The 25,188-nt window shown below is 61.6% G+C and carries 21 protein-coding genes; 11 read left to right on the top strand and 10 right to left on the bottom strand.

The genetic code is table 11. The annotated features are described in order from the left end of the window. Positions 1-7 precede the first annotated feature (7 nt). Entirely contained in the window at positions 8-412 is a 405-nt protein-coding gene (locus tag KJY40_RS16240; protein WP_085695943.1) for a MerR family transcriptional regulator, read from the top strand. Between the two features lie 301 nt (positions 413-713). Continuing rightward, positions 714-2,270, top strand: coding sequence for a TerC family protein (locus KJY40_RS16235; RefSeq protein WP_007960262.1), 1,557 nt, complete (start codon positions 714-716; stop codon positions 2,268-2,270). A gap of 5 nt (positions 2,271-2,275) precedes the next feature. Here the strand turns inward: KJY40_RS16235 and KJY40_RS16230 are convergent, their stop codons facing one another. The 6 genes from KJY40_RS16230 to KJY40_RS16205 form a co-directional block, all read right to left on the bottom strand. Beyond that, positions 2,276-3,352: a GGDEF domain-containing protein gene (locus KJY40_RS16230; RefSeq protein WP_230731162.1), complete on the bottom strand. Its 1,077-nt coding sequence runs from the start codon at positions 3,350-3,352 to the stop codon at positions 2,276-2,278. Then, positions 3,336-4,214 (bottom strand): DUF4434 family protein, encoded by an 879-nt coding sequence (locus tag KJY40_RS16225; protein WP_230731160.1) that lies wholly within the window; start codon positions 4,212-4,214, stop codon positions 3,336-3,338. Before KJY40_RS16225 ends, KJY40_RS16230 begins: the two co-directional genes overlap by 17 nt. Next, positions 4,214-7,372 (bottom strand): NfrA family protein, encoded by a 3,159-nt coding sequence (locus KJY40_RS16220; protein ID WP_230731158.1) that lies wholly within the window; start codon positions 7,370-7,372, stop codon positions 4,214-4,216. Before KJY40_RS16220 ends, KJY40_RS16225 begins: the two co-directional genes overlap by 1 nt. Continuing rightward, positions 7,369-9,543, bottom strand: a complete 2,175-nt coding sequence (gene nfrB / locus KJY40_RS16215; protein WP_230731156.1) for a cyclic di-3',5'-guanylate-activated glycosyltransferase NfrB — start codon at positions 9,541-9,543, stop codon at positions 7,369-7,371. The genes KJY40_RS16220 and nfrB overlap by 4 nt, the downstream gene beginning before the upstream one ends. Continuing rightward, positions 9,540-10,694 (bottom strand): non-hydrolyzing UDP-N-acetylglucosamine 2-epimerase, encoded by a 1,155-nt coding sequence (gene wecB / locus KJY40_RS16210; protein ID WP_230731154.1) that lies wholly within the window; start codon positions 10,692-10,694, stop codon positions 9,540-9,542. The genes nfrB and wecB overlap by 4 nt, the downstream gene beginning before the upstream one ends. A gap of 175 nt (positions 10,695-10,869) precedes the next feature. Beyond that, positions 10,870-11,301 (bottom strand): thioredoxin family protein, encoded by a 432-nt coding sequence (locus KJY40_RS16205; RefSeq protein ID WP_230731151.1) that lies wholly within the window; start codon positions 11,299-11,301, stop codon positions 10,870-10,872. Between the two features lie 338 nt (positions 11,302-11,639). On the opposite strand from KJY40_RS16205, the gene KJY40_RS16200 reads away from it, so the two are divergent. The 8 genes from KJY40_RS16200 to KJY40_RS16165 all read left to right on the top strand — a co-directional run bounded on the left by KJY40_RS16200 (position 11,640) and on the right by KJY40_RS16165 (position 18,124). Next, a complete protein-coding gene (locus KJY40_RS16200) occupies positions 11,640-12,488 on the top strand; it encodes a transporter substrate-binding domain-containing protein (protein WP_007960245.1) in 849 nt (282 codons plus the stop codon). A 51-nt stretch (positions 12,489-12,539) separates the two neighbouring features. Continuing rightward, the gene (locus KJY40_RS16195; protein ID WP_007960243.1) at positions 12,540-13,202 is read left to right on the top strand and encodes an amino acid ABC transporter permease; all 663 of its coding nucleotides are present in this window, start codon (positions 12,540-12,542) and stop codon (positions 13,200-13,202) included. A gap of 9 nt (positions 13,203-13,211) precedes the next feature. Continuing rightward, entirely contained in the window at positions 13,212-13,874 is a 663-nt protein-coding gene (locus KJY40_RS16190; RefSeq protein WP_102686074.1) for an amino acid ABC transporter permease, read from the top strand. Next, positions 13,871-14,668 carry an amino acid ABC transporter ATP-binding protein gene (locus KJY40_RS16185; protein ID WP_230731149.1) on the top strand — a complete coding sequence of 266 codons (798 nt, stop codon included), beginning with the start codon at positions 13,871-13,873 and terminating at the stop codon, positions 14,666-14,668. Before KJY40_RS16190 ends, KJY40_RS16185 begins: the two co-directional genes overlap by 4 nt. A gap of 31 nt (positions 14,669-14,699) precedes the next feature. Beyond that, positions 14,700-15,089 (top strand): RidA family protein, encoded by a 390-nt coding sequence (locus KJY40_RS16180; RefSeq protein WP_007912330.1) that lies wholly within the window; start codon positions 14,700-14,702, stop codon positions 15,087-15,089. 78 nt (positions 15,090-15,167) lie between these two features. Beyond that, positions 15,168-15,932, top strand: a complete 765-nt coding sequence (locus tag KJY40_RS16175; RefSeq protein WP_085745508.1) for an IclR family transcriptional regulator — start codon at positions 15,168-15,170, stop codon at positions 15,930-15,932. Positions 15,933-15,971: 39 nt separating this feature from the next. Then, positions 15,972-17,192 carry an amino acid deaminase gene (locus KJY40_RS16170; protein WP_230731147.1) on the top strand — a complete coding sequence of 407 codons (1,221 nt, stop codon included), beginning with the start codon at positions 15,972-15,974 and terminating at the stop codon, positions 17,190-17,192. Next, the gene (locus KJY40_RS16165) at positions 17,192-18,124 is read left to right on the top strand and encodes a sugar kinase (RefSeq protein WP_230731145.1); all 933 of its coding nucleotides are present in this window, start codon (positions 17,192-17,194) and stop codon (positions 18,122-18,124) included. Before KJY40_RS16170 ends, KJY40_RS16165 begins: the two co-directional genes overlap by 1 nt. A 157-nt stretch (positions 18,125-18,281) precedes the next feature. Here KJY40_RS16165 and KJY40_RS16160 read toward each other — a convergent pair whose 3' ends face one another. Together KJY40_RS16160 and KJY40_RS16155 are read right to left on the bottom strand one after the other, a co-directional pair. Then, complete coding sequence (locus KJY40_RS16160) at positions 18,282-18,557, bottom strand: peptidylprolyl isomerase (RefSeq protein ID WP_007952044.1); 276 nt, start codon at positions 18,555-18,557, stop codon at positions 18,282-18,284. A 50-nt stretch (positions 18,558-18,607) separates the two neighbouring features. Next, the gene (locus KJY40_RS16155) at positions 18,608-21,145 is read right to left on the bottom strand and encodes a PAS domain-containing hybrid sensor histidine kinase/response regulator (RefSeq protein WP_230731143.1); all 2,538 of its coding nucleotides are present in this window, start codon (positions 21,143-21,145) and stop codon (positions 18,608-18,610) included. Positions 21,146-21,272: 127 nt separating this feature from the next. On the opposite strand from KJY40_RS16155, the gene KJY40_RS16150 reads away from it, so the two are divergent. Then, the gene (locus KJY40_RS16150) at positions 21,273-22,382 is read left to right on the top strand and encodes a PilT/PilU family type 4a pilus ATPase (RefSeq protein ID WP_230731142.1); all 1,110 of its coding nucleotides are present in this window, start codon (positions 21,273-21,275) and stop codon (positions 22,380-22,382) included. 6 nt (positions 22,383-22,388) lie between these two features. Here the strand turns inward: KJY40_RS16150 and KJY40_RS16145 are convergent, their stop codons facing one another. Continuing rightward, entirely contained in the window at positions 22,389-24,344 is a 1,956-nt protein-coding gene (locus KJY40_RS16145) for an acetoacetate--CoA ligase (RefSeq protein ID WP_230731139.1), read from the bottom strand. 63 nt (positions 24,345-24,407) lie between these two features. Further along, positions 24,408-25,181 (bottom strand): 3-hydroxybutyrate dehydrogenase, encoded by a 774-nt coding sequence (gene hbdH, locus KJY40_RS16140; RefSeq protein ID WP_007952053.1) that lies wholly within the window; start codon positions 25,179-25,181, stop codon positions 24,408-24,410. Between the last annotated feature and the right edge of the window lie 7 nt (positions 25,182-25,188).

Below are 25,188 nucleotides of genomic sequence, written 5' to 3'. Positions count from 1 at the left end.
GGCTGAAATGAAAATCGGTGAATTGGCGCAGCAGAGTGGCTTGAGCGCTTCGAGCATTCGCTTTTACGAGGCCCAGGGGCTGATTCCCAAAGTGGAGCGGCAGGGCAATGGCTACCGACGTTACCCGCCACAAGTGCTGCAGACCCTGAATATCATCCGCAGCGCCCAGCAGGCCGGGTTTTCCCTGGAAGAACTCAAACAGTTGTTGCCGGCTGCCGGAACCGGTGAATTCAAGCACGATGAACTGGTGGCAGGTCTGACGCGCAAGGTCGAGCAGATCGAAGTCATGCAACAGCATCTGGCCCAGAGCAAGGCGCGGCTGCTGGAGGTGATCGAGAACATTCAGTCCAAGCCCGAAGGCATGAGCTGCGGTGCGAATGCCGACCGCGTGTTGTCGACGCTTTACCCGTAAAAGTCCGGAGATGTGTGCGGCGTACAGATTTTGAAATGATTTCCGGCTGTAGGAAAAGTCATCAGAGCCTGTACGCTTCAAGGCCTTTTTTCATTCAGGATTTGCATGAACACCCTCTCGGAGCCTCCCAGTTCTATTCAAAGAACCTTGTTCCCCTCGCGCCACGGCGCGGTCTTGACGCACTCGCAACATCCAGTCTTCCGACTACCGACTATCGTTGATGGCGCAGCCTTCGAGCTTTCGCGCCGCACTTTGCCGTGTCCGGCAGCCTGAATTCACTGACGAGAGATAGAGACAGATTATGGAATGGTTAGCGGATCCCACGGCATGGTTGGGCTTGTTGACACTGATCGTGCTGGAACTGGTACTGGGTATCGACAACCTGGTGTTCATCGCGATCCTGGCGGACAAACTGCCGCCCCATCAGCGCGACCGCGCACGCATCATCGGTTTGAGCCTGGCGCTGATCATGCGTCTGGGCCTGCTGGCGAGTATTTCCTGGCTGGTCACCCTGACGGCGCCGTTGTTCGAAGTGTTCGGCAAGAGCTTCTCCGGCCGTGACCTGATCATGCTGTTCGGTGGTGTGTTCCTGTTGTTCAAGGCGACCATGGAATTGCACGAACGCCTGGAAGGCCACATCGGCGAGCGTTCGACCAACACCGCTTATGCGCTGTTCTGGCCGATCGTCGCGCAGATCGTCGTGCTCGACGCGGTGTTCTCCCTGGACGCGGTGATTACGGCCGTGGGCATGGTCGATGAACTGGCGGTGATGATGATCGCGGTGGTTGTGTCCATTGGTGTGATGATCGTGGCCAGCAAGCCGCTGACCCGCTTCGTCAACGCCCACCCGACGGTGATCATGCTGTGTCTGGGCTTCCTGATGATGATCGGTTTTGCCCTGACGGCCGAAGGCCTGGGCTTCCACATCCCGAAAGGTTATCTGTACGCGGCCATTGGTTTCTCGATCCTGATCGAGATCTTCAACCAGATCGCCCGCGCCCGTCGCAAGCGCTCGATGCAGGGCTTGCGTCCGATGCGTGAGCGTACGGCCCACGCGGTGATGCGTCTGTTGGGTGGTCGCAAACTGGCGGTGGAAGAGGTCGGCGAGGAGATTTCCGACTTGCTGGACAACGGTGAAGCGCCGAGCGCGGAGCTGTTCGACCGTCGCGAGCGGGTGATGATCAGCGGCGTGCTGCAATTGGCCGAGCGACCGATCCGCGCCTTGATGACTGTACGTGCCGATGTCGATCACATTGATCTGGCGGACGACGCCGAGGCTATTCGTACACGGTTGATGCATTCGTCCTACTCGCGCTTGCCATTGATTCGTAACGGCGCAGTGGATGAGCCGTTGGGCTTCGTGCACAAGAAGGAGCTGCTCAAGGAATATCTGGCCGGCAACGAGCCGAACCTTGAACATCTGGCGCGCAAGACCGTCAATCTGCTGGACAGTTATTCGATCCTCAACGCACTGGAACAAATGCGTGCGGCCTCGACCCACATTGCCTTTGTGGTCAACGAGTTCGGTGACTTTGTCGGCGTGTTGACCATGACCGACATTCTCGAATCGATTGCCGGTGAACTGCCGGACGCCAGCGAAATCGCTGGCCCCGACGTGGTCGAGGAGCAGGGCGGGTACATCGTCAACGGTGCACTGAACCTGACCCGCATCCGCGAGCACACCGGTTTTCGCGCCGAGCCGACCGAGGATTACCAGACCCTTGCCGGGCTGGTGATGAGCCTGCTGGATCGCCTGCCGATGAAGGGCGACCGACTGGAACATGAAGGCTGGGGCATGACCGTGATGGCAGTCGAAGAGCGGCGGGTGACGCGGGTGTTGTTGGTGCGTGAGGCCTGATGGCCTCACTGATGAAAGGTGTACCGGTCCTTGCCGGTATGCTTTGACTCATACAGTGCTTCGTCAGCCTTGATCAGGGCCTGGTTTAGGGTGTCGCCGTCCGCAACCCGGGCCACACCGATGCTGATGGTTACCGGGTGCCGGGTCGGTTGCTCACGCACCACCCGGCACAATTCCCCGGCCAGCGCCTCGACATCCTCGCGGCGCACACCGGCCAGATAGATCGCAAACTCCTCACCGCCCAATCGTGCGTATTCGAAGCGTGACATCACGGTTTTGATGTCTGCCGCGATGCGCTTGAGCACCTCATCGCCGATGTCGTGGCCGTACACATCATTCACTTTCTTGAAGTTGTCGATGTCGATCATCGCCAGGTAATGGTCATGCTCGCGTGGTACGGCTTGCAGGGTTTTTCCGGCGCGGGTCATGAACGAGCGACGGTTGGGGATTTCGGTAAGGGTGTCGTTATAGGCCTGATCCAGCAACAACTTGGACATGATGTAGTTGTAGAGCTTGGCCTCGCGCAGCTTCAAAAACGTATAGATCGTCAACCCGCAGAGAAACACCGCGTAAGCGATGGTCATCACGCCCTTGAGTTCGAACAGCCCGACTTCGGTACCAAAAAACGGATTGAGCACCAGCCAGATCACCCCTTGCGAGGTGTAGAACGACCAGCGGCTGATGGGCAGAACCGAGATGCTGTAAAGCATGCTCGAGGCGCCCAGTACCAGCCATGCGGGTTGAAAACTCGCGGGCAGGCCATCGATCAGCAGTCGCACGCCAATGGTCATGGCGACGATGAACAGGATGTTCAGAATGTCGAAATGAACTGCCTTTCGTGTGAACAGCAGAATGACAGCCTGAATCGAAAACACCGTCAGAAACACCATCGATCGCCAGGTAAAACCCTGGCCTCCCAGGAAACTGACGATCAGATCGAAGACAATCCAGACACTGATGCTCGCCAGATAAATCAGCAGGCAGAACCTGTGCAGCCGCTCGAATTCATGCTGGATGAACTCGCTCCACAGTTCGGCGGGCGCGGTCTTTTTCAGGACTTCGTCTTCAATGGTTTTGTACATTGCTGCCCGGATGCTTGCGTTGGTTATCGAGGATTACCGAACCCCACGGTCGATAGCGCAGGGAAAACACCGCGCTCTGATGGCAGCCGGTCGAGGTTGCATCCAGGCTGGCCGGTTCGGCACGGAAGGGCTCGCCCTCGCGGCTGACCTGCCGGAAGGCTTCGCGCACGATCCCCACGGAGCAGGGCAGTGCACTGGCGTAACCGTTGCGCACCAGCGGTGACAAACGACCGGTGCCCGCGCCGTCCTGCCACCAGACCTGGGCACCGGCCGCCGTCAATTCGCCCAGCCATTGACCATTGACCGCCGGGGCCAGCTTGCCGGCACTGAAGGCGCTGACATGCAGCGGCGCATCCAGCTTCGCAGCGAAATCCTTCAATTGACGCTGAAGCGTGGCCCGTCGATCTGCCGCCAGAAAGTGCAGGTCGTCCAGCTCCAGCGGCAGATACCAACCGCTGACCGGCAGCTTCCAGTCCTGGCGCAGCTTAAGCTGCTGGACCAGCGACTGGCCCAACTGCGCCTGCCAGTAGGCGCCTAGGCCGGCGCTGTCCAGTTCATCGATCCGTTTGTAGTAAGCCGGGTCCATCGCCAGGCCAAGCACCAGTTGCAGGCCTTGTCGTTGAGCGAGTTGCAGGCTGTTGGCGAGCCAGCCATTGGCGCCGCCGAAGTCCGAGTCGCCGTAGGCCGTCCACTGCACGATCACGGTACGCGCGCCTTGTTTCGTGGTGTCTTGCCAGACTTTCTGCCACTGCGCCTGGGTCAGGCCGGCATCGACATTCAGCGGCTGATAGAACACCCGCTCATCGGCCTTCGCGACAGTGGCGCTCATCAGCAGGCACAAACACAACATCCATCGAGCCATCAGAAATTCCACTCCACGCCCAGCAGCACACCGTTGCCGCCTTCATACAGATTGCCGCCCAGCGACTGTTGATATTCGGTGCGAACCGTCAGTTTCGACCGGTAGGCGTTGTAGCGATCCTCGTCGTACCACCATTGCCAGCGCAGACCGACACCGGTGCGCAGGTCCTGGCGCCAGTCGTTGCTCGGGTCCTGGCTGGCAAACTCGAGGAAGCCGTAAGGCATGATCGTCTGGGCTCCGCTGAACGGCAGTTTCCAGGCGTGACCTTGCTGGAATCGCGACAGCCACTGGTGATCGCCGGCCTTGGTCCACCATGCGGCATCGAGGTAGAGAAAGCGCTCGTCCCAATCGTTTTCGTCGACACGCCAGTCGTTGCGGTACTTGCCCTGATCGAGGAATGAGGCGGTGGCGCGCAGCAGGTAATCAGTGGTGGTGTGGCCGTCGTTGCGGTGATCGTTGACCTGATCGAACAGCTTTTCCGGCACCAGCATCTGGCCGAGGCTCAGGCTGTGACTGTCGTCATCGCCGAACTGACTCTGCTTGTAGATCTCGCCGTAGAAGTTGATGTTCTGTGTGCCCCACGGTTTGTAGCGCAGGCCGACACCGGCGGCGAGGGACTCGGCGTAACTGGAGCGACCTTGTCCGCCCAGCAAGACGCGACCGTACACCGACAACGTGCTGCCGGCGCGGCTTGGTTCTTCGCCCAAGGCGTGGTCCCACATTGCCAATTGCACATTCTGCGAATCCGAGCGACGGCGTGAACCTTTGCTGTCGTCCGGGCGCACGAAGTCGTTGGTCGAGATCCCGGCCGGCGACCAGGTGCTGGCAATCGTTCGGCTGTCACGACGAGACAAGGTTTCATGGGCGCGGCGCTGGCGATACCGCCGGGCTTCCATGCTGCCGTCTTCGTCATCGGCCGCCACCGGGTTTTGCTCCAGATCGATCACCCGACGCAGTTCCTTGCGCGCGGAGGCGCTGTCTTCGACTTCGTCGTAGCGCCAGGCCAGGGTTTCGCCGAGGCGGTAATCCTCGGGGAAATCGCGGGTGGCCTGTTGCAGGTACGGAATCGCCGTGGCGCGCTCTTCACGGGTTTGGGCACCGGCCAGACGCATGCCGTAGTCGGCGCGATAACGCGGGTTGCTCGGCTCGCGGCGTACCGCTTCGGCCAGCCACGCGGTGCTTTGTGGCAAGTCCCCGGCCTTTTGCGCGGTGACCGATGCAGCGTAGAAGTGCCCGGCATCCGGTGTCTGCTGCAGGGCCTGACGCTGACGTTGCAGTGCCTGGGCGTGATCACCCCGTGCATCGGCGATGGCTGCGCCGAGGGCCCATTCATTGGCGCCGCGAATGGTGCTCTGCTGCCAGTAGGTTTCCGCGGTCTGGCTGTCGCCGACATTCAGCGCGCTGCGACTGGCCGTCAGACGTGCGTTGTCGCTGAGTTCGGCGGCCGGGAAGCTGCGCCAGATGGCCAGCGCACCGGCAGAATCACCGGCCGCTTCCAAGGCATAGGCCAGCGGCAGACGACTGCCGCGATCACCGAGTTTTTCAGCCTGCTGGTAATAGACGACGGCTTCACCCGGGCGATCAGGCATGGCGCAGCGACCGAGCGCGCGGTAATCGCCAGCCGCTTGCGGGTGGCTGCCGATGGCTTGCTGCACGGCGTCGCACTGGCCGGTCTCCGCGAGTTGCGCGAGCAGTTGGCCGCGCGTGGCGCCGTCCACCCGGTTGAGCAGGAGCGCCATGCGCCGCTGTTGCTCCGGCGTCGTGGATGGCGCTGCGGCATACAAACCGGCCAGACGCTGCAACGCCGTCGCCGGCAGATGCCCCCCATGACGATCGAACGCTGATTCCAGCAATTGCTGGGCATGGGCGCGATCACCGGCATTTACCGCCAGGTAAGTGGCCTGATTGAGAGAGGAAAGATTGCCGGTTTGCCGGTAATGCAGTTCCCACAAGGTTTGCGCTTCGATCATTCGGCCCATGCGTTGCGTCAGTTCCGCACGGCGCTTGATGATATCGGGCGTCTGCTTCTGACCGGCCAGCCAGGCGTTGACCTCGGCGTTGCGACCTTGCTCCTGCCAGATGTCGAGTACCTGCGTTTGCCGTCGGCTGTCCCAAGGCTCCGGTAGACGAGTGCTTTGCAAAAGGTCGGTGGCTTGCAGGCGCTGGGCGAGTACCAGCCAGGTTTGAGGGTCGTCCGTCGGCGTACAACTGCGCAGTTGCTTGAGCGCGGCTTCCGGATCCTGGCGCGACAGCCATTCGGCGGTTTCCAGGCAGGGCCGTTGCAGATCGTTGCTCAGGCGCTGCACGGTAGGCACGTCTTCGGTCTTGCGCGCCAGCTCCCACAGACGCTGACGTTGCGCCGGATCGGCGAGGTCGCTGGCCGGTAACGACTGCATCCAGCGCTGGGCCTGTTGCTCGTGGCCCATGGCGATGGCGCGGTCGACCATCGCCAAACGAATGTTGCGCGCCGCCTCGGGACTCGGCGCCTGTTGCAGCAGTTGCTGCAGCGGTTTTTCATCGAGGCGCTGCACGTAGGCGTTGGCCAGTCGTTGCCAGCCTTCGGCGTCCAGTTGTTTGCGTGCGGCCAGTGGCGCGAGTTGTTCGATGGTGCCGCTCCAGTCGCGCAATTGCTCCGACCAGTTGGCGCGGGCCAGACGCAGGATATTGTCGTCACCCTTGGGCGCCAGTTGTGCCAGCCAGTCATGGGCCTTGGCCGCGCCGCCGAACTTGGCCAGGCTCAGGCTGTAGGCCTGCCAGAGGCGTACGCGGTCATTCAGGCTGCTGGTGGCCATCCAGTTTTCTACTTGAGTGCTGGTGGGCGGATCCTGTTCTATCCAGGTCAGGCGCAGGTCGAGCAGGGCGTCGCTGTTGTCCGGCAACGCTTGCAGCGCTTCCTTGTAACGGCGTTGCTTGGCCAGGGATTCCACCAGCAGCGCCCGGGCCTCGTCGTTTTTCGGAACCTTTTCCAGCAAGTGGCGCATCAGTCGTTCGACTTCTTTCCAGTTGCCCTTTTTCGCCTCGCGATAGCTGCGGTCCATGTAGGGATAGCTGCGGAACTGTTCAAAGTCGCTCAGTGGCGCGGCCTGTAACGGATACGCCGTGCTCAGGCCCAGCAGCAGGCTGCCCATCAGCAGGGTGTGACGACGCACAGGCTTCATGCGACCTCCCGGACAATACGGTAGGCGGCTTGCTGTTCGCTGGCCTGATCGGCCAGGGCCTGTTCCAGTACTTCCTGGGTAATCATGCCCCGGGAAATCAGATGCTCGCCGAGTGACATCTTCTCGGCATCGAAGTCGATCAGCGCTTGGTTGAACAAAGTTGGCGGCACCATGCCGCGCACCTGCAACAGATTGCCCAGCAGCACCTGATGGCGGCTGACCCGTTCCAGCAGGGCTTCATCGTCCTGATGGCGCTCAAGCACTTCGAGCATATGACGCACTTCCTCATTCTGGCGGGGGCTGGCGTACCAGTAACGAATCCCCAATGTGACGCGGCCCTGAGGTGCGAGACGGCTGCGCACCGGGCGTTTCAATTGACGGCTGATGGCGCCCAACGAGACCTGACTGACCGGGCCTTCGGAGGCCAGAATCAGCGTGTCGCCTTCTTCTGCCACGGGCAGAACTCCGTAGTGGGAGGCGACCCGGCGCGGCACCGTATCGATCAAGCGTTTGTCGAGCTTGAACGGATTGAGTGGTGCCCATTCCAGATCCAGCTGTTCAGACAATGTCTCGACGAGCTGAGTGCTGTCGATGTACTCACGCAGCAACAGTTCGCGGCCGAGTCGACGGCGCACCGGGCTGGTGATCGCCGCTTCCAGTTGTTCCTCGGTAAGCAGGCCTTTTTCCACCAGGCGATGGCCGAGTGGCGTGCGTTGCGCCTTGGTCAGTGCCGGGAATTCGTGGGTGGTCTTGTCCCAGGCCACGCGCCGCGAATCGCCCATTTCCATGACTTGACGCAGGGCACGCAGGTTGGCGAAGAAGTTGACGAAGTTGCTCCACATCATGCGCGGCGCCGACAGCAGACCCTCGACCAATCCGTAGTAACGAGTGACAAACCAGCCGCGCTGGAACAGACGATTGAGCAGCATCAGGCCGTTGAGCCACAGCAACACCGAGAGCAGCGAGCTGTCGGCGAGGATCGAGGGATAGCGCCACGAGTCCGGGGAGATGATCGTCACCGCCCACATCGCCAGCAGCACCAGGAACAGCAGGTTCACCAGGAAGCTCAGCAGGTAGGCGATCAACCCGCGACGGTCGCGCCACAGGAAATAATTGAGCAGACCCTTGCGGCTCCAGCCGAGGTTCTTGGTGCCCTGGAACACGATGCCGACAATCCACCGGGACTTCTGCCGGATCGCATGTTGCAAGTCACGTGGGAAGTGTTCCCGGACGCAGATCACCTGGGAGAATTCGCGGTTCATGCCGAACACCCAGGGTTGCTCCAGCGCCAGTTTCGGATCGCTGACCGAATAACGGGCGAAGATGCATTTCATGCCTTTCTGCTTGAGGCGGAAACCGATGTCGTAGTCCTCGGTGAGACTCTGCACATCGAAGGCAATGCCATCGCCGTCTTCCAGCAGGGCGCTGATGGCTTTACGGCTGAAGCAAGTGCCAACACCGGCGCTGGGCACTTGGCCGGTGAGGGCTTCGCGGACGATGACGTCCTTGCCGTGGTTCTCGGCGAACTCGTCGACGTAGTGCCCGGCGGTGAAGCCTTTCCACTCCGGCGCGTAGGGGTAGACCGGAATCTGGATCAGGTCCTTGTTCGGCAGCAGGTAGTTGTAGAGGCGCAATTCCATCGGCGAAATCACGTCTTCGGCGTCGTGCAGGATGAACCCGGCGAACTGGATTTTTGCTTCGCTCTCGAAGCGCAGGATTGCGTCGATGATGTTGTTCAGGCAGTCGGCCTTGCTGGTCGGGCCGGGTCGGGCGCAGACCACCTTGTGCACGTTGGGGTAGTGCTGGCACACCGCATCGACATCAGCCTGGGTTTCGGCGTCGTTGGGGTAGGTGCCGACGAAAATCTGATAGTTCTCGTAGTCGATGGTCGAGGCGGCCAGGCGCGCCATTTCACCGACCACGCCGACTTCGTTCCACGCCGGCACCATGATTGCCAGCGGTTTCTCGGGAATCGAATACAGGCGTTCCTCGTCGGCACGCTTGAATTTCTCGTAGATCCGCCAGCGCCGGATGAACTTGCGGCTCCAGTAGACGAGGTCGATGAACAGGTCATCGAGGCCGAGGATGAACATCAGCAGGGCGAGGGCAATCGCCACGTATTTGAGACCGAACAGCACATACGCAAAGAAATCGACCCAACCCAGACTCATACCTCTTTACCCGCCGCCGAGCGCGCGCTCAGCCAGGCGTGGAGGCGGGTGGCGATCAGTTCGCTGGCGTGACCGTCGCCATAGGGAAAGTGCACGCGGCTCATGCGCGCGTAGGTGTCCGGGTCGTCCAGCAGTTGGCGGGTTTCCTTGACGATGCGCGCCTTGTCGGTGCCGACCAGCAGCATGGTGCCGCTCTCGAGCACGGAAGGGCGTTCGGTGACGTCGCGCAGTACCAGCAGCGGTTTGCCGATGGCCGGCGCTTCCTCCTGGACGCCACCGGAGTCGGTCAGGATGAAGTGCGCGCGGCCCATCAGCCAGACGAAGTTCGGGTAGTCCTGCGGTGGCACCAGATAGATGTTCGGTTTGTCGGCCAGCATGCCGTACACCACCTCCTGCACCAGCGGGTTGAGGTGCACCGGATAGACGAATTGCACGTCCGGGTATTGCTCGGCCAGTTCGGCCAGGGCCTGGCAGATATTGCGGAAACCGTCGCCGAGATTTTCCCGTCGATGGCTGGTGACCAGAATCATCCGGCGCTGGTCATCAATCGCCGACAGGGGCGAATCGGCGGGCGGATGCCAATCGATTTCCTGCTGGTGCTTGCGCATCCACAGCAAGGCATCGATCACGGTGTTGCCGGTGATTTCAATGTTGTCTTCGGGAACGCCTTCACGCAGCAGATTGGCGGCGGACTTGGAGGTCGGCGGGAAATGCAGATCGGTAATTACGCCGGTCAGGCGTCGATTCGCTTCCTCGGGCCACGGCGCGCGCAGGTTGCCGGTACGCAAACCGGCTTCGACGTGACCGATGGGTAGCTGGCGATTGAAGGCGGCGAGGGCGGCGATGAAGCTGGTGGTGGTGTCGCCGTGGACCAGGACGATGTCCGGCTTGACCCGCTCGTAGGCCTGATCGAGCAGGGCGAGCAGATGCTGCGACAGACCGTTCAGGGTCTGGCCCTGAGTCATGACTTGCAGGTCTTCGTCGACCGTCAGTTCGAACGCATCCAGCACCTGAGTGAGCATCTCGCGATGCTGACCGGTGGAGCAGATGTTGAGTGTGATGTCGGGCCACTGACGCAGAACCCGGGCCAGCGGGGCCATTTTGATGGCCTCCGGGCGAGTACCGAAAACCATCATGACTTTAAAGGACATTGACCCCTCCTGGGACGAAGCAAGGCTGCGACCAGAGGGCCGGCAGCACTCATCTCTTTCTGAGAAATAAAGAAAAGCAGCCGGATGGGAGCTTGTCCAATCCGGCTTCGAGGCTAGTTGTTACAGATCAATTGGAACGACGGTGCCATTACCTGATGGCTCTTAGGTGGCACTTTCAGGAAAAGTTCCATCGTTTTGCGCGGGGGATGGTGCAGAGGGTGCTGAGGGTGTGGCGAAGCCAGTTCATGTCATGGGGCAGTTTGCGCGGTGCAGCGAAGTGTCTGGTTTTGCCGAGGTGTTGGGTGAAGTCTTGCAGGAGGGATTCTTCCGAACCAATGCCTTTCAGGTGTTTGATCAGAACACCTTCCTTGTAGAACAACACCGTTGGCGTCCCCGTGACATCCGGATGCCGACAACACTGTGCGGTATCGAGCATGAAGATATCCATCCAGGGCCGAAAGGGTTTGGCAATCTCGAGAAAAACGGGGCCGGAAGACACGCAGGCACCGCAGTGCTCGTTGAAGAAATACAGGACGACAAGACGCCTGGCTTTCAAGACTTTCCGGTACGTCGGGGGCAACGCTGAATATCGAGTCGGTATCGTCATTGGAGCCTCCTTTATTCGATGTGCTGGACAGTGCGACGTTAGGGGCGCTGCGACCGTTGCCGCAACTGTCAGAGTTGACAGGTGCAGCCCGCGCCCAATCGTGCATCGCGCACCAGGATGTGGCCCGGCTACCCGCCATGTGTGGCGCAAAGTAGCGAGGCGCGGAATTACTTTTGGTTACACCGATCCACGGGTTACATCCATCTCTTTGATTCAAAACAAATTTCGATCCGTTGCAGATTCCCCCCGAATCCTGTGGCACACTTTCTGCTGTCTATTCCGTAGTAACAAACCAAGTTCCGTTATAGCGGAATAAACAATCCTCTGGAGTGCTTGCCATGCATCGCCGACCTTCCTTGTTCAAAGCGTGTGTTTTTGTTCTCGCGGCTTCGTCCGCTGTCATGGGTATGGCCCAGGCGGCCGACAGCAAGCTCGACAGCGTGCTGGCCCGTGGAAAACTGATTGTGGGGACCGGCAGCACCAATGCGCCGTGGCACTTCCAGGGCGCGGACGGCAAGTTGCAGGGCTTTGATATCGATATCGCCCGGATGGTGGCCAAAGGTCTGTTCAACGACCCGAGCAAGGTCGAGTTCGTGGTGCAGTCGTCCGATGCGCGGATTCCCAACCTGCTGACCGACAAGGTCGACATGAGCTGCCAGTTCATCACCGTCACCGCCAGCCGCGCGCAGCAGGTGGCGTTCACCCTGCCGTACTACCGCGAAGGCGTCGGCCTGCTGCTGCCGAACAACAGCAAGTACAAGGAAATCGAAGACCTGCAGGCCGGTGGCGACGGCGTGACCGTCGCCGTGTTGCAGAACGTGTACGCCGAAGAGCTGGTGCATCAGGCGCTGCCCAAGGCCAAGGTCGATCAGTACGACAGCGTTGATCTGATGTATCAGGCGGTGAACTCCGGCCGCGCCGATGCCGCCGCCACCGACCAGTCCTCGGTCAAATACCTGATGGTGCAGAACCCTGGCCGCTATCGCAGCCCGACATACGCCTGGAGCCCGCAGACCTACGCCTGCGCCGTCAAACGTGGCGATCAGGACTGGCTGAACTTCGTCAACACCGCCCTGCATGAAGCCATGACCGGCGTGGAGTTCCCGACCTACGCCGCGTCGTTCAAGCAGTGGTTCGGCGTGGATCTGCCATCGCCGGCCATCGGTTTCCCTGTCGAATTCAAATGATCCCGTGAGAGTGGGGCGCCTTGATGCGCCCCGCTCAAGGTACTGCCGACCATGAACTATCAGTTGAACTTTGCCGCCGTGTGGCGCGATTTCGACACCTTGCTGGCGGGGCTCGGTCTGGGCCTCGAACTGGCGCTGGTGTCGATCGCCATCGGCTGCGTGATCGGCCTGCTGATGGCGTTTGCCTTGCTGTCCAGGCATCGCGCCTTGCGGGTGCTGGCATCGGTGTATGTGACGGTGATCCGTAACACGCCGATTCTGGTGTTGATTCTATTGATCTACTTTGCGTTGCCGAGTCTGGGGATCCGGCTGGACAAGATCCCGTCGTTCATCATCACCCTGTCGCTGTATGCCGGGGCGTACCTGACCGAAGTGTTCCGCGGTGGTTTGTTGAGCATCCCCAAGGGCCAGCGTGAAGCGGGGCTGGCCATTGGTCTGGGCGAGTGGCAGGTGAAAGCCTACGTCACCGTGCCGGTGATGTTGCGCAACGTGCTGCCGGCGCTGTCGAACAACTTCATTTCGCTGTTCAAGGACACCTCGCTGGCCGCCGCGATCGCGGTGCCGGAGCTGACCTATTACGCGCGCAAGATCAACGTCGAAAGCTACCGGGTGATCGAAACCTGGCTGGTGACCACGGCGTTGTATGTCGCGGCCTGTTACCTCATTGCCATGCTGCTGCGTTACCTGGAGCAGCGTCTGGCAATTCGCCGATAGGAGGCTGCGATGTACGAATCCCCCAGTTGGTTGCATGAGTTGTGGATTGCCCGCGAAGCCTTGTGGCAAGGCTTTCTGACCAGCGTGCAGGTGTCGGCGCTGGCGATTCTGTTCGGCACGTTTATCGGCGTATTCGCCGGTCTGGTGCTGACTTACGGCAAGTTCTGGATGCGCGCGCCGTTCCGCTTTTATGTCGATCTGATTCGCGGCACGCCGGTGTTCGTGCTGGTGCTGGCGTGCTTTTACATGGCGCCGGCGCTCGGTTGGCAGATCAGTGCGTTTCAGGCCGGTGCACTCGGGCTGACGCTGTTTTGCGGCTCCCACGTGGCCGAGATCGTGCGCGGTGCGTTGCAAGCGTTGCCACGCGGACAGATGGAAGCCGGCAAGGCCATCGGCCTGACGTTCTATCAGTCCCTCGGTTACGTGCTGTTGCCTCAGGCGCTGCGGCAGATCCTGCCGACCTGGGTCAACTCGTCCACGGAAATCGTCAAGGCCTCGACCTTGCTGTCGGTGATCGGCGTGGCTGAGCTGTTGCTCAGCACCCAGCAGATCATCGCGCGGACGTTCATGACCCTGGAGTTTTACCTGTTCGCCGGTTTTCTGTTCTTCGTCATCAACTACGGCATCGAATTACTCGGCCGGCACATTGAAAAGCGGGTGGCCCTGCCATGAATCAAGCTCAAGTTTCCAACGTCAAGAACGGTCAGCCCCTGCTGGACATCCGTGGCCTGCACAAACAATACGGCGCGGTCGAAGTGCTCAAGGGCGTCGACCTGAGCATGCAGCGCGGCAACGTGGTGACACTGATCGGCTCCAGCGGCTCGGGCAAGACCACGCTGTTGCGTTGCGTGAACATGCTGGAGGAATTCCAGGGCGGGCAGATCCTGCTCGACGGCGAATCCATCGGCTATGACGAACTCAACGGCAAGCGCGTGCGTCACCCGGAAAAAATCATCGCGCGCCATCGGGCGATGACCGGCATGGCGTTCCAGCAATTCAACCTGTTCCCGCACCTCACCGCGCTGCAGAACGTCACGCTCGGCTTGCTGAAAGTCAAAAAGATGCACAAGGACGAAGCCGTGGTCCTGGCCGAGAAATGGCTGGAACGGGTCGGCCTGCTGGAGCGGCGCAATCACTTTCCCGGCCAGTTGTCCGGCGGTCAGCAGCAGCGCGTGGCGATTGCCCGGGCGATTGCGATGAACCCGAGCCTGATGCTGTTCGACGAAGTCACCTCGGCCCTCGACCCGGAACTGGTCGGCGAAGTGCTGAACGTGATCAAGGGCCTGGCCGAGGATGGCATGACCATGTTGCTGGTGACCCACGAAATGCGTTTTGCGTTCGAGGTCTCGGACAAGATCGTTTTCATGAATCAGGGGCGCATCGAAGAGCAGGGGCCTCCCAAGGAACTGTTCGAGCGCCCTCGATCGCCGCGGCTGGCGGAATTTCTCAAAAGCACGCGGTTCTGACTTTTCACTTTTTCAATCAGGAGAAACACCCATGAGCATTACTCGTTACGGCACCGGCAGCACCGCCGCTGGCGGCCAGCCTCGTCCATTCGCCCGCGCCGTTGAAGCCGATGGCTGGCTGCACGTTTCCGGGCAGGTGCCGGCGGTGGATGGCGAGATCATTGTGGGCGGCATCGTCGAGCAGACGCACCAGACCATGAAGAACCTGATCGCGATTCTCGAAGAGGCCGGTTATGGCCTGGAAGACGTGGTACGCGCCGGCGTGTGGCTGGACGATCCGCGGGATTTCAGCAGTTTCAACAAGGTCTTCGGCGAGTACTTCAAGCCCGAACACGCACCGGCCCGGGCCTGCGTGCAGGCGAGCATGATGGTCGACTGCAAGGTCGAGATCGACTGCATTGCGTACAAGAAGAAGGCTTGAGTATCGACCGTTCCCGCGCAGAGCGTGGGAACGATCTTTCGCGATAAACTCCCGGCACTTTGAATGGGAACCACTGAAATGACCGAAGATACCATCAAGCGCCGGGCACGCGGTCTGGACCGGGCGTTCGATATCCTCGATTTCCTCAAGGAGATCGGCCAGCCCCTGCGCCCGAACGACATCGCCAACGGCATCGGCAGCCCGAAATCCACGGTCTACGAACTGGTGGCCTCGTTGCTCGAACGGCGAATTCTGGAGCCGGTGGGCAAGGACGGTCATGTCTACCTCGGTCGTCAGCTGTACTTCCTCGGCCAGGCGCACTTGCGGCATTTCGACCTCAGTCGCGAGGCCGATCACGCCTTGCAGGAGATCGTCAGCCAGACCCGGGAAACCGCGCAGATGTGCCTGCTCAACGGGCGCAAATACACGGTGGCGCTGATGAAGGAGGGCGAGCGGCATTTCCGCATTTCTTCCGATATCGGCGAGAACGCGCCGATCCCGTGGACCGCGTCCGGGCGCCTGCTGCTGGCGCACTTGAGTGACCAGCAGATCAGCGACCTGATCGACCCCGACGACTTCATTTTGCCAGGTGGCGAACGCCTGCCGATGGAGACGTTTCTGGCGGAAATCCGTCAGGCCGGCATCGACGGCTTCTTCTCCTTCGACAGCGTCGCCGACACCTTCACCCATTGCTTCGCCGCCCCGGTCAAAGACCCTCAGGGCGTTGCCATCTGCACCCTGTGCATCGTCGCCCCGCGCGCCGATGCCAAGACCAATTACAACGACTATCGCCGGGTCTTGATCGAGAGCGCCAACAGCCTCGCCCGGCGAATCAACGAATAACCGCGCCTGCCAGCGGGCGCGACTGTGAGGAGTTCGACCATGACGACTGCCAACAACACTGCTGCCGTGGAAAAGGGCGATGCCGCCGTCGGCGCGCAACTGGTGCGTGACATCAGCCTGCCGGCGCTGGTGCTGCACCGCGAAGCGCTCGAACACAACATCCGCTGGATGCAGACATTCGTCAGCGACAGCGGCGCCGAACTCGCGCCCCACGGCAAGACCAGCATGACCCCGGCGCTGTTTCGTCGTCAGCTCGACGCCGGCGCGTGGGGCATCACCCTGGCCAGCGCCACCCAGACCCGAGCTGCTTACGCCCACGGCGTGCGCCGGGTGTTGATGGCCAACCAACTGGTCGGCACCCCGAACATGGCGCTGATTGCCGATCTGTTGGCGGCCGATTCCGGCTTCGATTTCTATTGCATGGTCGATCACCCGGACAACGTCGCCGATCTGGGCGCCTACTTCGCGTCGCGCGGTGTACGCCTGAACGTGATGATCGAGTACGGCGTGGTCGGCGGCCGTTGCGGTTGCCGTAGCGAGCAGGAAGTCATCGAGCTGGCCAAGGCCATCGGCGCGCAACCGGCGCTGGCCCTGACCGGCATCGAAGGTTACGAAGGCGTGATCCATGGCGATCACGCCGTCAGCGGCATCCGTGAATTCGCCGCCTCGCTGGTACGCCTGGCGGTGCAGTTGCAGGACAGCGGCGCGTTCGCCATCGCCAAGCCGATCATCACCGCGTCGGGTTCGGCGTGGTACGACCTGATCGCCGAATCGTTCGAAGCGCAGAACGCCGGCGGGCGTTTCCTCAGCATGCTGCGTCCCGGCAGTTACGTTGCCCACGACCACGGCATCTATAAAGAAGCGCAGTGCTGCGTGCTCGACCGTCGCAGCGACCTGCACGAAGGCCTGCGTCCGGCGCTGGAAGTCTGGGCGCACGTGCAGTCGATGCCGGAGCCGGGTTTTGCGGTGATTGCCCTGGGCAAGCGTGACGTGGCGTTCGATGCCGGGATGCCGGTGCCGTTGCTGCGTTACAAGGCCGGTGTGCTGCCAGCGGTGGGCGACGATGTCGGCGCCTGCAAGGTGACGGCGGTGATGGACCAGCACGCGTTCATGACCGTGGCGCCGGGCGTGGAATTGCGCGTCGGCGACATCATTTCCTTTGGCACTTCGCACCCATGCCTGACCTTCGACAAATGGCGCGTGGGCCTGCTGGTTGACGAGCAGCTGTCGGTGATCGAAACCATGGAAACCTGCTTCTGATGAACACGCTCAGTCCATTGGGTCCGAACACCCCGCGCATCGCGCTGATCGGCGAATGCATGATCGAACTCCAGCAACGTGCCGACGGCAGCCTGCAACAGAGCTTTGGTGGTGACACGCTGAACACGGCGGTCTATTTGTCCCGCGCCATGGGCGACAAGGCGCAGGTCGATTACGTCACGGCGCTGGGTGACGACAGCTTCAGTGACGCGATGTGCCGCATCTGGGCCGACGAAGGCATTGGTCTGGATCTGGTCCAGCGTTTGCCCGGTCGTCTGCCTGGTTTGTATTGCATCCAGACCGACGCTGCCGGGGAGCGCCGTTTCCTTTACTGGCGCAACGAAGCCGCCGTTCGCGACTGCTTCACCACGCCGGCGGCCGCGCCGATTCTGGCGGCGCTGCCCGATTACGACGCGCTGTATTTCAGCGGTATCACGCTGGCGGTACTCGGTGCGCAGGGGCGGGAAAAACTGATCGAGACCTTGATCGAAGCCCGTCAGCGTGATGCGCGAATCGTCTTCGACAACAACTACCGGCCACGCCTGTGGGCTTCAGTGGAGGAGGCGCGGGCGGCCTATCGCAGCGTGTTGCCCCATGTCGATCTGGCGTTGCTGACGGTGGACGACGAGCAGGCGCTGTTCCATTTCGAGGACTGTGATGCGGTGTTTGAAGCGTACGCGCAGATCGGCACGCCGGAAGTGGTGCTCAAGCGCGGGTCTGAAGCCTGTCTGATCCGTTGCGACGGGGAAGCGTTCGAAGTCCCGGCGCAGAAGGTCAAGAAGGTGGTGGACACCACGGCGGCGGGAGATTCGTTCAGTGCGGCGTATCTGGCGAGTCGCTTGCTTGGAGGGAGCCCGACGGAAGCGGCGCAGGCCGGCCATCTGTTAGCGAGCCAGGTTATTCAAGTACCCGGAGCTCTGATTCCGAAGTAATCGGTGAATGGCCGATTGCTGCGCAATCGGTTCGCGGGCAAGCCCGCTCCCACAGGGATGACTGTTGTGAATGCTATCGATGCCACACAGCAGAACCTTGTGGGAGCGGCGGTGCGACGATTCGACTTGCCCGCGAAGAGGCCCTGAAGCCAATCACTCAGTCGCGGTAAAACACCTGCACCAGGTGATACCCAAATTTGCTCTTGATCGGCCCGTGCACGGTGCGCAACGGTTTCTTGAAGATCACCGCGTCGATCGCGCCGACCATCTGCCCCGGCCGCACTTCACCCAGATCGCCGCCGCGCTTGCCGGACGGGCAGGTCGAAAATTTCTTCGCCAGCACATCGAACGCTTCACCGTTGGCGATGCGTTGTTTGAGTTTTTCAGCCTCTTCGGCGGTTTTCACCAGAATGTGGCGGGCTTGGGCTTTCATCGTGCAATACCTGTAGCGGGGTGACGGCGGGGCGCGGATTATGCCTCAAGTCACGGGTTTTGGCTGATCATCGTGCGGATCTTGCCGGCCAGCTGTTCGATGGAAAACGGCTTGGCGACCATGTCCATGCCGTCCTCGAGGAAGCCCTGACGCTCGGCGGCTTTCTGCGCGTAACCGGTCATGAACAACACTTTGAGCCCCGGACGGTGCTGGCGGGCGATCTCCGCCATTTGCCGACCGTTCATGCCCGGCAGGCCGACGTCGGTCACCAGCAGGTCAACCCGCAGATCCGATTCGAGCAATGGCAGGGCGCCCTTGGCGTCCTCGGCTTCATGGGCGCGATAACCCAGCTCCTTGAGCAGGTCCATGACCAGCATGCGCACCGCCGGATCGTCCTCGACCACCACCACGGTTTCGCCGGTGGCGACAGCGGGGGCCTCGGTGACCGTTTCGATGACCGGCCGCTCCGGTTCCAGTGCATACAAACGCGGCAAGTACAGGCGCACGCAGGTGCCCTGACCCGGCAGGCTGTCGAGGCTGACGTGCCCGCCCGATTGTTGGGCAAAGCCATAAATCATCGACAACCCGAGTCCAGTGCCCTGGCCAATCGGTTTGGTGGTAAAGAACGGATCGAACGCCTTCGAACGTACCGAAGGCGTCATGCCGGTACCGTTGTCGCTCACCGCGAGCATCAGATAGTCTCCGGCCTTGACCGGTTCGAGGGTGGTGATGTCGTTGCCGTCGAGGTAGACGTTGGCGGTTTCGATCAGCAGTTCACCGCCGTCCGGCATGGCGTCGCGGGCGTTGATCACGAGGTTGAGCAGGGCGTTTTCCAGTTGGCTGACATCGGTGCTGACCGACCATAGGTTGTCGGCAAGGCGCAACTTGAGCTCGATCGGATCACCCTTGGTGCGGCGAATCAGGTCTTCCAGCGAGTGGATCAGCTCGTTGACGTCGAGGGTCTTGCGATCCAGCGACTGGCGCCGGGAGAACGCCAGCAGACGATGGGTCAGCGCCGCCGCGCGGTTGGCCGAGGACACCGCCGCGTCGGTAAAGCGGCCGATTTCATCGGCGCGGCCACTGGCGATGTAGCGCTGCATCAGGTCGAGGCTGCCGATGATGCCGGTCAGCATGTTGTTGAAGTCATGGGCGATGCCGCCGGTGAGCTGGCCGACCGCTTCCATTTTTTGCGCGTGGCGCAGGGCGTCCTCGGCGCGCTCGCGTTCGAACATCTCATTCTGCAAACGCTGGTTGGCCTGGGCCAGTTGTTCGGTGCGCGCACTGACACGTTCCTCAAGGGTTTCATTGAGGTTGCGCAGAGCTTCTTCGGTCTTTTTGCGTTCGGTCTCGTCGATCACGAAGATGTAGAAACCGTTCACCGCACCGTCCGCGCCGTGGCGCGGCAAGTAGTTCATCAAGGCATGCCTCTGGCTGCCGTCGCGGTGTGGCGTGTACAGGCTGAACGAGCAGGGGCGGCCGGCCAGGGCTTCGGCAATGTAAGGCGCCCGCAGGAAATAGGCCTCTTCTCCGATGACCTCGCGGATCGTGCGACCGTACAGCTCTTGCGGCGTGAGCCCGTACCAGTCGAGGTACGCGGCGTTGTTCAGGCGAAAGCGTTCCTCATGGTCGACATAGCTGATCAGGATCGGCATGGCGTTGATGATCAGTTGCAGCTCGGTCTGACTTTGACGCAGTGCCTGCTCCGTGTGCTTGCGCTCGGTCAGGTCCAGCGCGGCACCGAGAAAGCGCATCGGCCGGCCATGATGGTCCTTGTAGCAGCGCCCGCGGGCAAACACCCAGCGCAGCTCGCCATTGGCTTGCAGCAGGCGGTATTCCTCGGCGTATTCGGTGCCGTGGGTGATGCAGTGCTTGATGCTGCGGGCAATCAGCGCGCGGTCTTCGGGGTGCACGCCGTGCAGGTATTCGCTGATCGGCAGCTGACCGGCCAGGGCCGGATCGACACCGTGCAACTGGGCGAAATGCGCATCGGCGATGAAGCGGTCTTCGCCGATGTCCCAATCCCAGGTGCCGACCGCATCGGTGGCTGCCAGCGCCAGTTGCAGGCGTTCTTCGCTTTCGCGCTGGGCCTTGAGGCTGTCTTCGGAGCGCTGCTGCAGTTCCAGGGCGATGCGCCGGCGTTCGTTGGTTTCGATGGCGGTGACCAGAATGCCCGCCACTTGCGCGCTTTCGTCGCGGATCGGGCTGTAGGTCAGGTCCAGCCAGAAGTCGGAATCCTGGCCGTCCCGTTGCAGGGTGAAGCGCCGTTCGCTGTAGGTTCGCACCTGGCCTTGTAGGACCGCGCTGTAAATCGGGTCGGTAAAGTCTCGAAGTTCCGGCCATATCTGGTGCGCCGGTTGTCCGAAAGCGTGCGGATGCTTGCTCCCTGCGAGCAGCGCGAAGCCGTCGTTGTAGATCTGGGTGAGCTGCGGGCCCCACAACAGCAGCATCGGCATCGGCGAGTGAATCACGATGTCCACCGCGGTGCGCAGGCTCTGTGGCCAGGTGCCGGAGGCGCCCAGCGGGCTGCGACTCCAGTCGGTGCGGGCAATCAATGCCTGGGCGTCGTTGGTGTTCGGTACAGCGTTCATCACATCAATCCTGGGCGTCGGTCGGTGAGGCGGCGTCTACTATCCTAGTGCGGTAGACGCTGTAAGGCCCGTCGCGTCACGACGCACGGTCTTTAGTTCATTGAAAGCTTCGCAGGTGCTTTTGGCCATGGAAATCGACGCACTACTCAAACAACTGGCGAGCCGCCACGGTTCGGATCTGTTCCTGTCCACGGGCGCGCCGCCCAGTGCGCGGTTCGACGGGGTGCTGACGCCGCTGAGCGATCAGCCGTTCAAACCCGGCGAAGTGGCAACTGTCGCCGCCTCCCTGATGGACGCCGAGCAGCGCCGGGAGTTCGACCGGGATCTGGAAATGAACCTGGCGATTTCCCGCACCGGCATCGGGCGCTTCCGGGTCAACATCTTCAAACAGCGCAACGACGTGTCGATCGTGATCCGTAACGTCAAACTCGACATTCCGCGATTCGAAGACCTGAAACTGCCGTCGGTATTGCTCGAATCGGTGATGCTCAAGCAAGGCCTGATCCTGTTCGTCGGCGCCACCGATTCGGGCAAGTCCACGTCGCTGGCGGCGCTGATCGACCATCGCAATCGCCATAGCAGCGGGCACATCATCACCATCGAAGACCCGGTGGAATACATCCATCGCCACAAGAAATCGATCATCAACCAGCGCGAAGTCGGGGTCGATACCCGCAGCTTTCACGCCGCACTGAAAAACACCCTGCGCCAGGCTCCGGACGTGGTGCTGATCGGCGAAATCCGTGACCGCGAGACCATGGAGCATGCGCTGGCCTTCGCCGAAACCGGGCATCTGGTGCTGTCGACGTTGCACGCCAACAACGCCAATCAGGCGCTGGACCGGATCATCAATTTCTTCCCCGAAGAGCGCCGGCCGCAGCTATTGCATGCCTTGGGCAATCACCTCAAGGCGTTCGTCTCCCAGCGTCTGGTACGAACCCGGGACGGTCAGCGACGGGCCGCCGCCGAGGTGATGCTCGGTACTCCGACGATTGCCGACCTGATCCGGCGCAATGACTTTGGCGAGCTGAAAACCATCATGGATAAATCGGCGGAATTGGGCATGCAGACCTTCGACGGTGCACTGTTTGCGTTGGTGGCAGAAGGGGTGATCGATGAAGACGAGGCCCTGAAAAACGCAGATTCTGTCAACAACCTGCGCCTGCGTCTGAAGCTGCACGCCGATACCATGCCGTCCCCACCGCCCTCGACCGGCGAGTGGGGACTGATGGACTGACAGGCGTCAGTCGCGAAGTTCGACCCGATTGCGAAACTGCTCAAGCGCTTGCGGATTGGCCAGTGCATCGGTGTTTTTCACCGGTTCACCGTGCACCACATTGCGCACGGCCAGCTCCACCACTTTGCCGCTGATGGTGCGCGGAATGTCGGTGACCGCGACGATCTTCGCCGGTACATGGCGCGGTGTGGTGTTGGCGCGGATCACCTGGCGAATCTGCTGTTGCAGCGCCTCATCCAGCGCTACGCCGTCCTTGAGGCGCACGAACAGCACCACCCGCACGTCGTCCAGCCACTGTTGGCCGATGGCCACGCTGTCCAGCACTTGCGGGACTTTTTCAACCTGCCGGTAGATTTCCGCCGTGCCGATGCGCACGCCGCCGGGGTTGAGCACGGCGTCGGAGCGGCCGTGGATCAGCATTCCGCCGTGGGGCAGTTGCTCGGCGTAGTCACCCTGGGCCCAGACGCCGGGGAACTGGCTGAAATAGGATTTGCGCAGCTTCTCGCCGTCGGGATCGTTCCAGAGTCCGATGGGCATCGCCGGGAATGGCCGGGTACACACCAGTTCGCCTTTTTCGCCAACGACCGGTTGCCCGGCGTCATTCCACACTTCCACCGCCATGGCCAGGCTCTTGCCCATGATCTCGCCCCGGCGTACCGCTGACATCGGGTTGCCATTGACGAAGCAGGACACGATGTCCGTACCGCCGGACATCGAGGACAGGCACACGTCCGGTTTGAAGTCGCGATAAACGAAGTCATAACTCTGGGGCGACAGCGCGGAGCCGGTGCAGAGCAGGGTCTTCAGATGGCTCAAGTCGTAGCTTTCGCGCGGTTTGATGCCGCTGCCTTCCAGGGTCGCGAGGAATTTCGGGCTGGTGCCGAACACGCTGACTTGCTCGTCGTCGAGCAGCTCCAGCAACCGCTCGTTGTCCGGATAAAACGGTGAGCCGTCATACAGCACCACCGCGCTGCCGACCGCCAGCGCCGAGACCAGCCAGTTCCACATCATCCAGCCACAAGTGGTGTAGTAGAACAAACGGTCGCCGGGGCCCAGGTCGACATGCAGCCCGTGCTCCTTGACGTGTTGCAACAACACGCCGCCGGTGCTGTGAACGATGCACTTCGGCACGCCGGTGGTGCCGCTGGAATACAGCACGTACAGCGGATGATCGAACGGCACCGGGACGAACTGCGGCTCATCGCCGGGTTCATAGAAGTCGTCCCACAGCGTGACGTTGGCGGGCGTCCGGTAATCCGTGGCATGGGCGTGGGGGCGTGCATAAGGGACGATGATCAGCTGTTGCAGAGACGGCAGCTGTTCGAGGATTTCGTTGATCTTGACGGTCTGGTCGATCTCTTTGCCGGCGTAACGGTAACCGGCGCAGGTAATCAGCACTTTCGGTTCGATCTGGCCGAAACGGTCGATCACGCCGTGGGTGCCGAAGTCCGGTGATGAGCACGACCAGATTGCGCCGAGGCTGGTAGTCGCGAGCATCGCCACCAGGGTTTGCCAGGTGTTGGGCATGCAGGCCGCGACCCGGTCGCCGACCACGACGCCGGCCGCTTGCAGGCTGGCCTGGAACCCGGCGACCTGTTGGGCCAGTTCGGCCCAGGTCAGCAGTTCACGCTGGCCGTTTTCCCCGATAGCGATCACAGCGATGGCATCGTCGCGGCGACTCAGCAGGTGTTCAGCGAAATTCAGGGTGGCGCCGGGAAACCATTCGGCGCCAGGCATCTTCAAGCCTTCGCGCAGAACCGCGTCGGGCTGGGTGTGAAAACTGATGCCGAAGAAATCAACGATCGCCTGCCAGAACGCTTCGCGCTGGCCGATGGACCATTGGTGCAGGGCCGGGTAGTCGTCGAGGTGCAGATGGTGACGCTGAATGATGAAGCGCCGAAAACCGTCCATGCGGGACCGGGCAATGCGTTTGGCATCGGGCTGCCAGAGAATGTCGGACATGGTTTGCCTCTTATTGTTGGTCAGAAGGCTCCCACGACAGCGTGGGAGCGATCAGTTGCAAGCTTACTGCGCCAGCCACCCGCCATCGATATTCCACGCGGCGCCACGCACCTGGCTGCCGGCCTCGCTGCACAGAAACAGCACCAGTTCACCCAGATGCGCCGGGGTGACGAACTCCAGCGACGGCTGTTTCTCGGCCAGCAGATCGTGTTGCGCCTGCTGCGGGTCGACGCCCTTGGCCGCGCGATCATCGATCTGCTTTTGCACCAGTGGCGTCAGCACCCAGCCCGGGCAGATGGCGTTGCAGGTGACGTTGCTGGCGGCGGTTTCCAGGCCGACCACCTTGGTCAGGCCGATCACCCCATGCTTGGCCGCCACATACGCGGCTTTGCCGGTGGAACCGACCAGACCGTGCACCGAAGCGATGTTGACGATCCGCCCCCAACCCTTGGCGCGCATGCCCGGCAAACTCAGGCGAGTGCTGTGAAACACCGAGGACAGGTTGATCGCGATGATCGAATCCCAGCGCTCCACCGGAAATTCTTCAACGGCCGCGACGTGCTGGATGCCGGCGTTGTTGACCAGAATGTCCACGCCGCCGAACTCGCGCTCGGCGTAGGCGATCATGTCGGCGATCTGCGCCGGGTCGCTGACGTCCGCCGGGTGATGGCCGACCTTGCCGCCGAACTGTTCGACTTCGGCGATCACCTTCGAAGCATCGCCAAAGCCGTTGAGGATCAGGTTGGCGCCGGCCTTGGCCAGCGTCAGGGCGATGCCCAGCCCGATGCCGCTGGTGGAGCCCGTAACCAGTGCGGTCTTGCCAGAAAGAGTCGTCATCAATACC

Source organism: Pseudomonas fitomaticsae, assembly GCF_021018765.1.
Classification (GTDB): Bacteria; Pseudomonadota; Gammaproteobacteria; order Pseudomonadales; family Pseudomonadaceae; genus Aquipseudomonas; species Aquipseudomonas fitomaticsae.
This window is presented reverse-complemented; position numbering and strand designations above follow the sequence as displayed.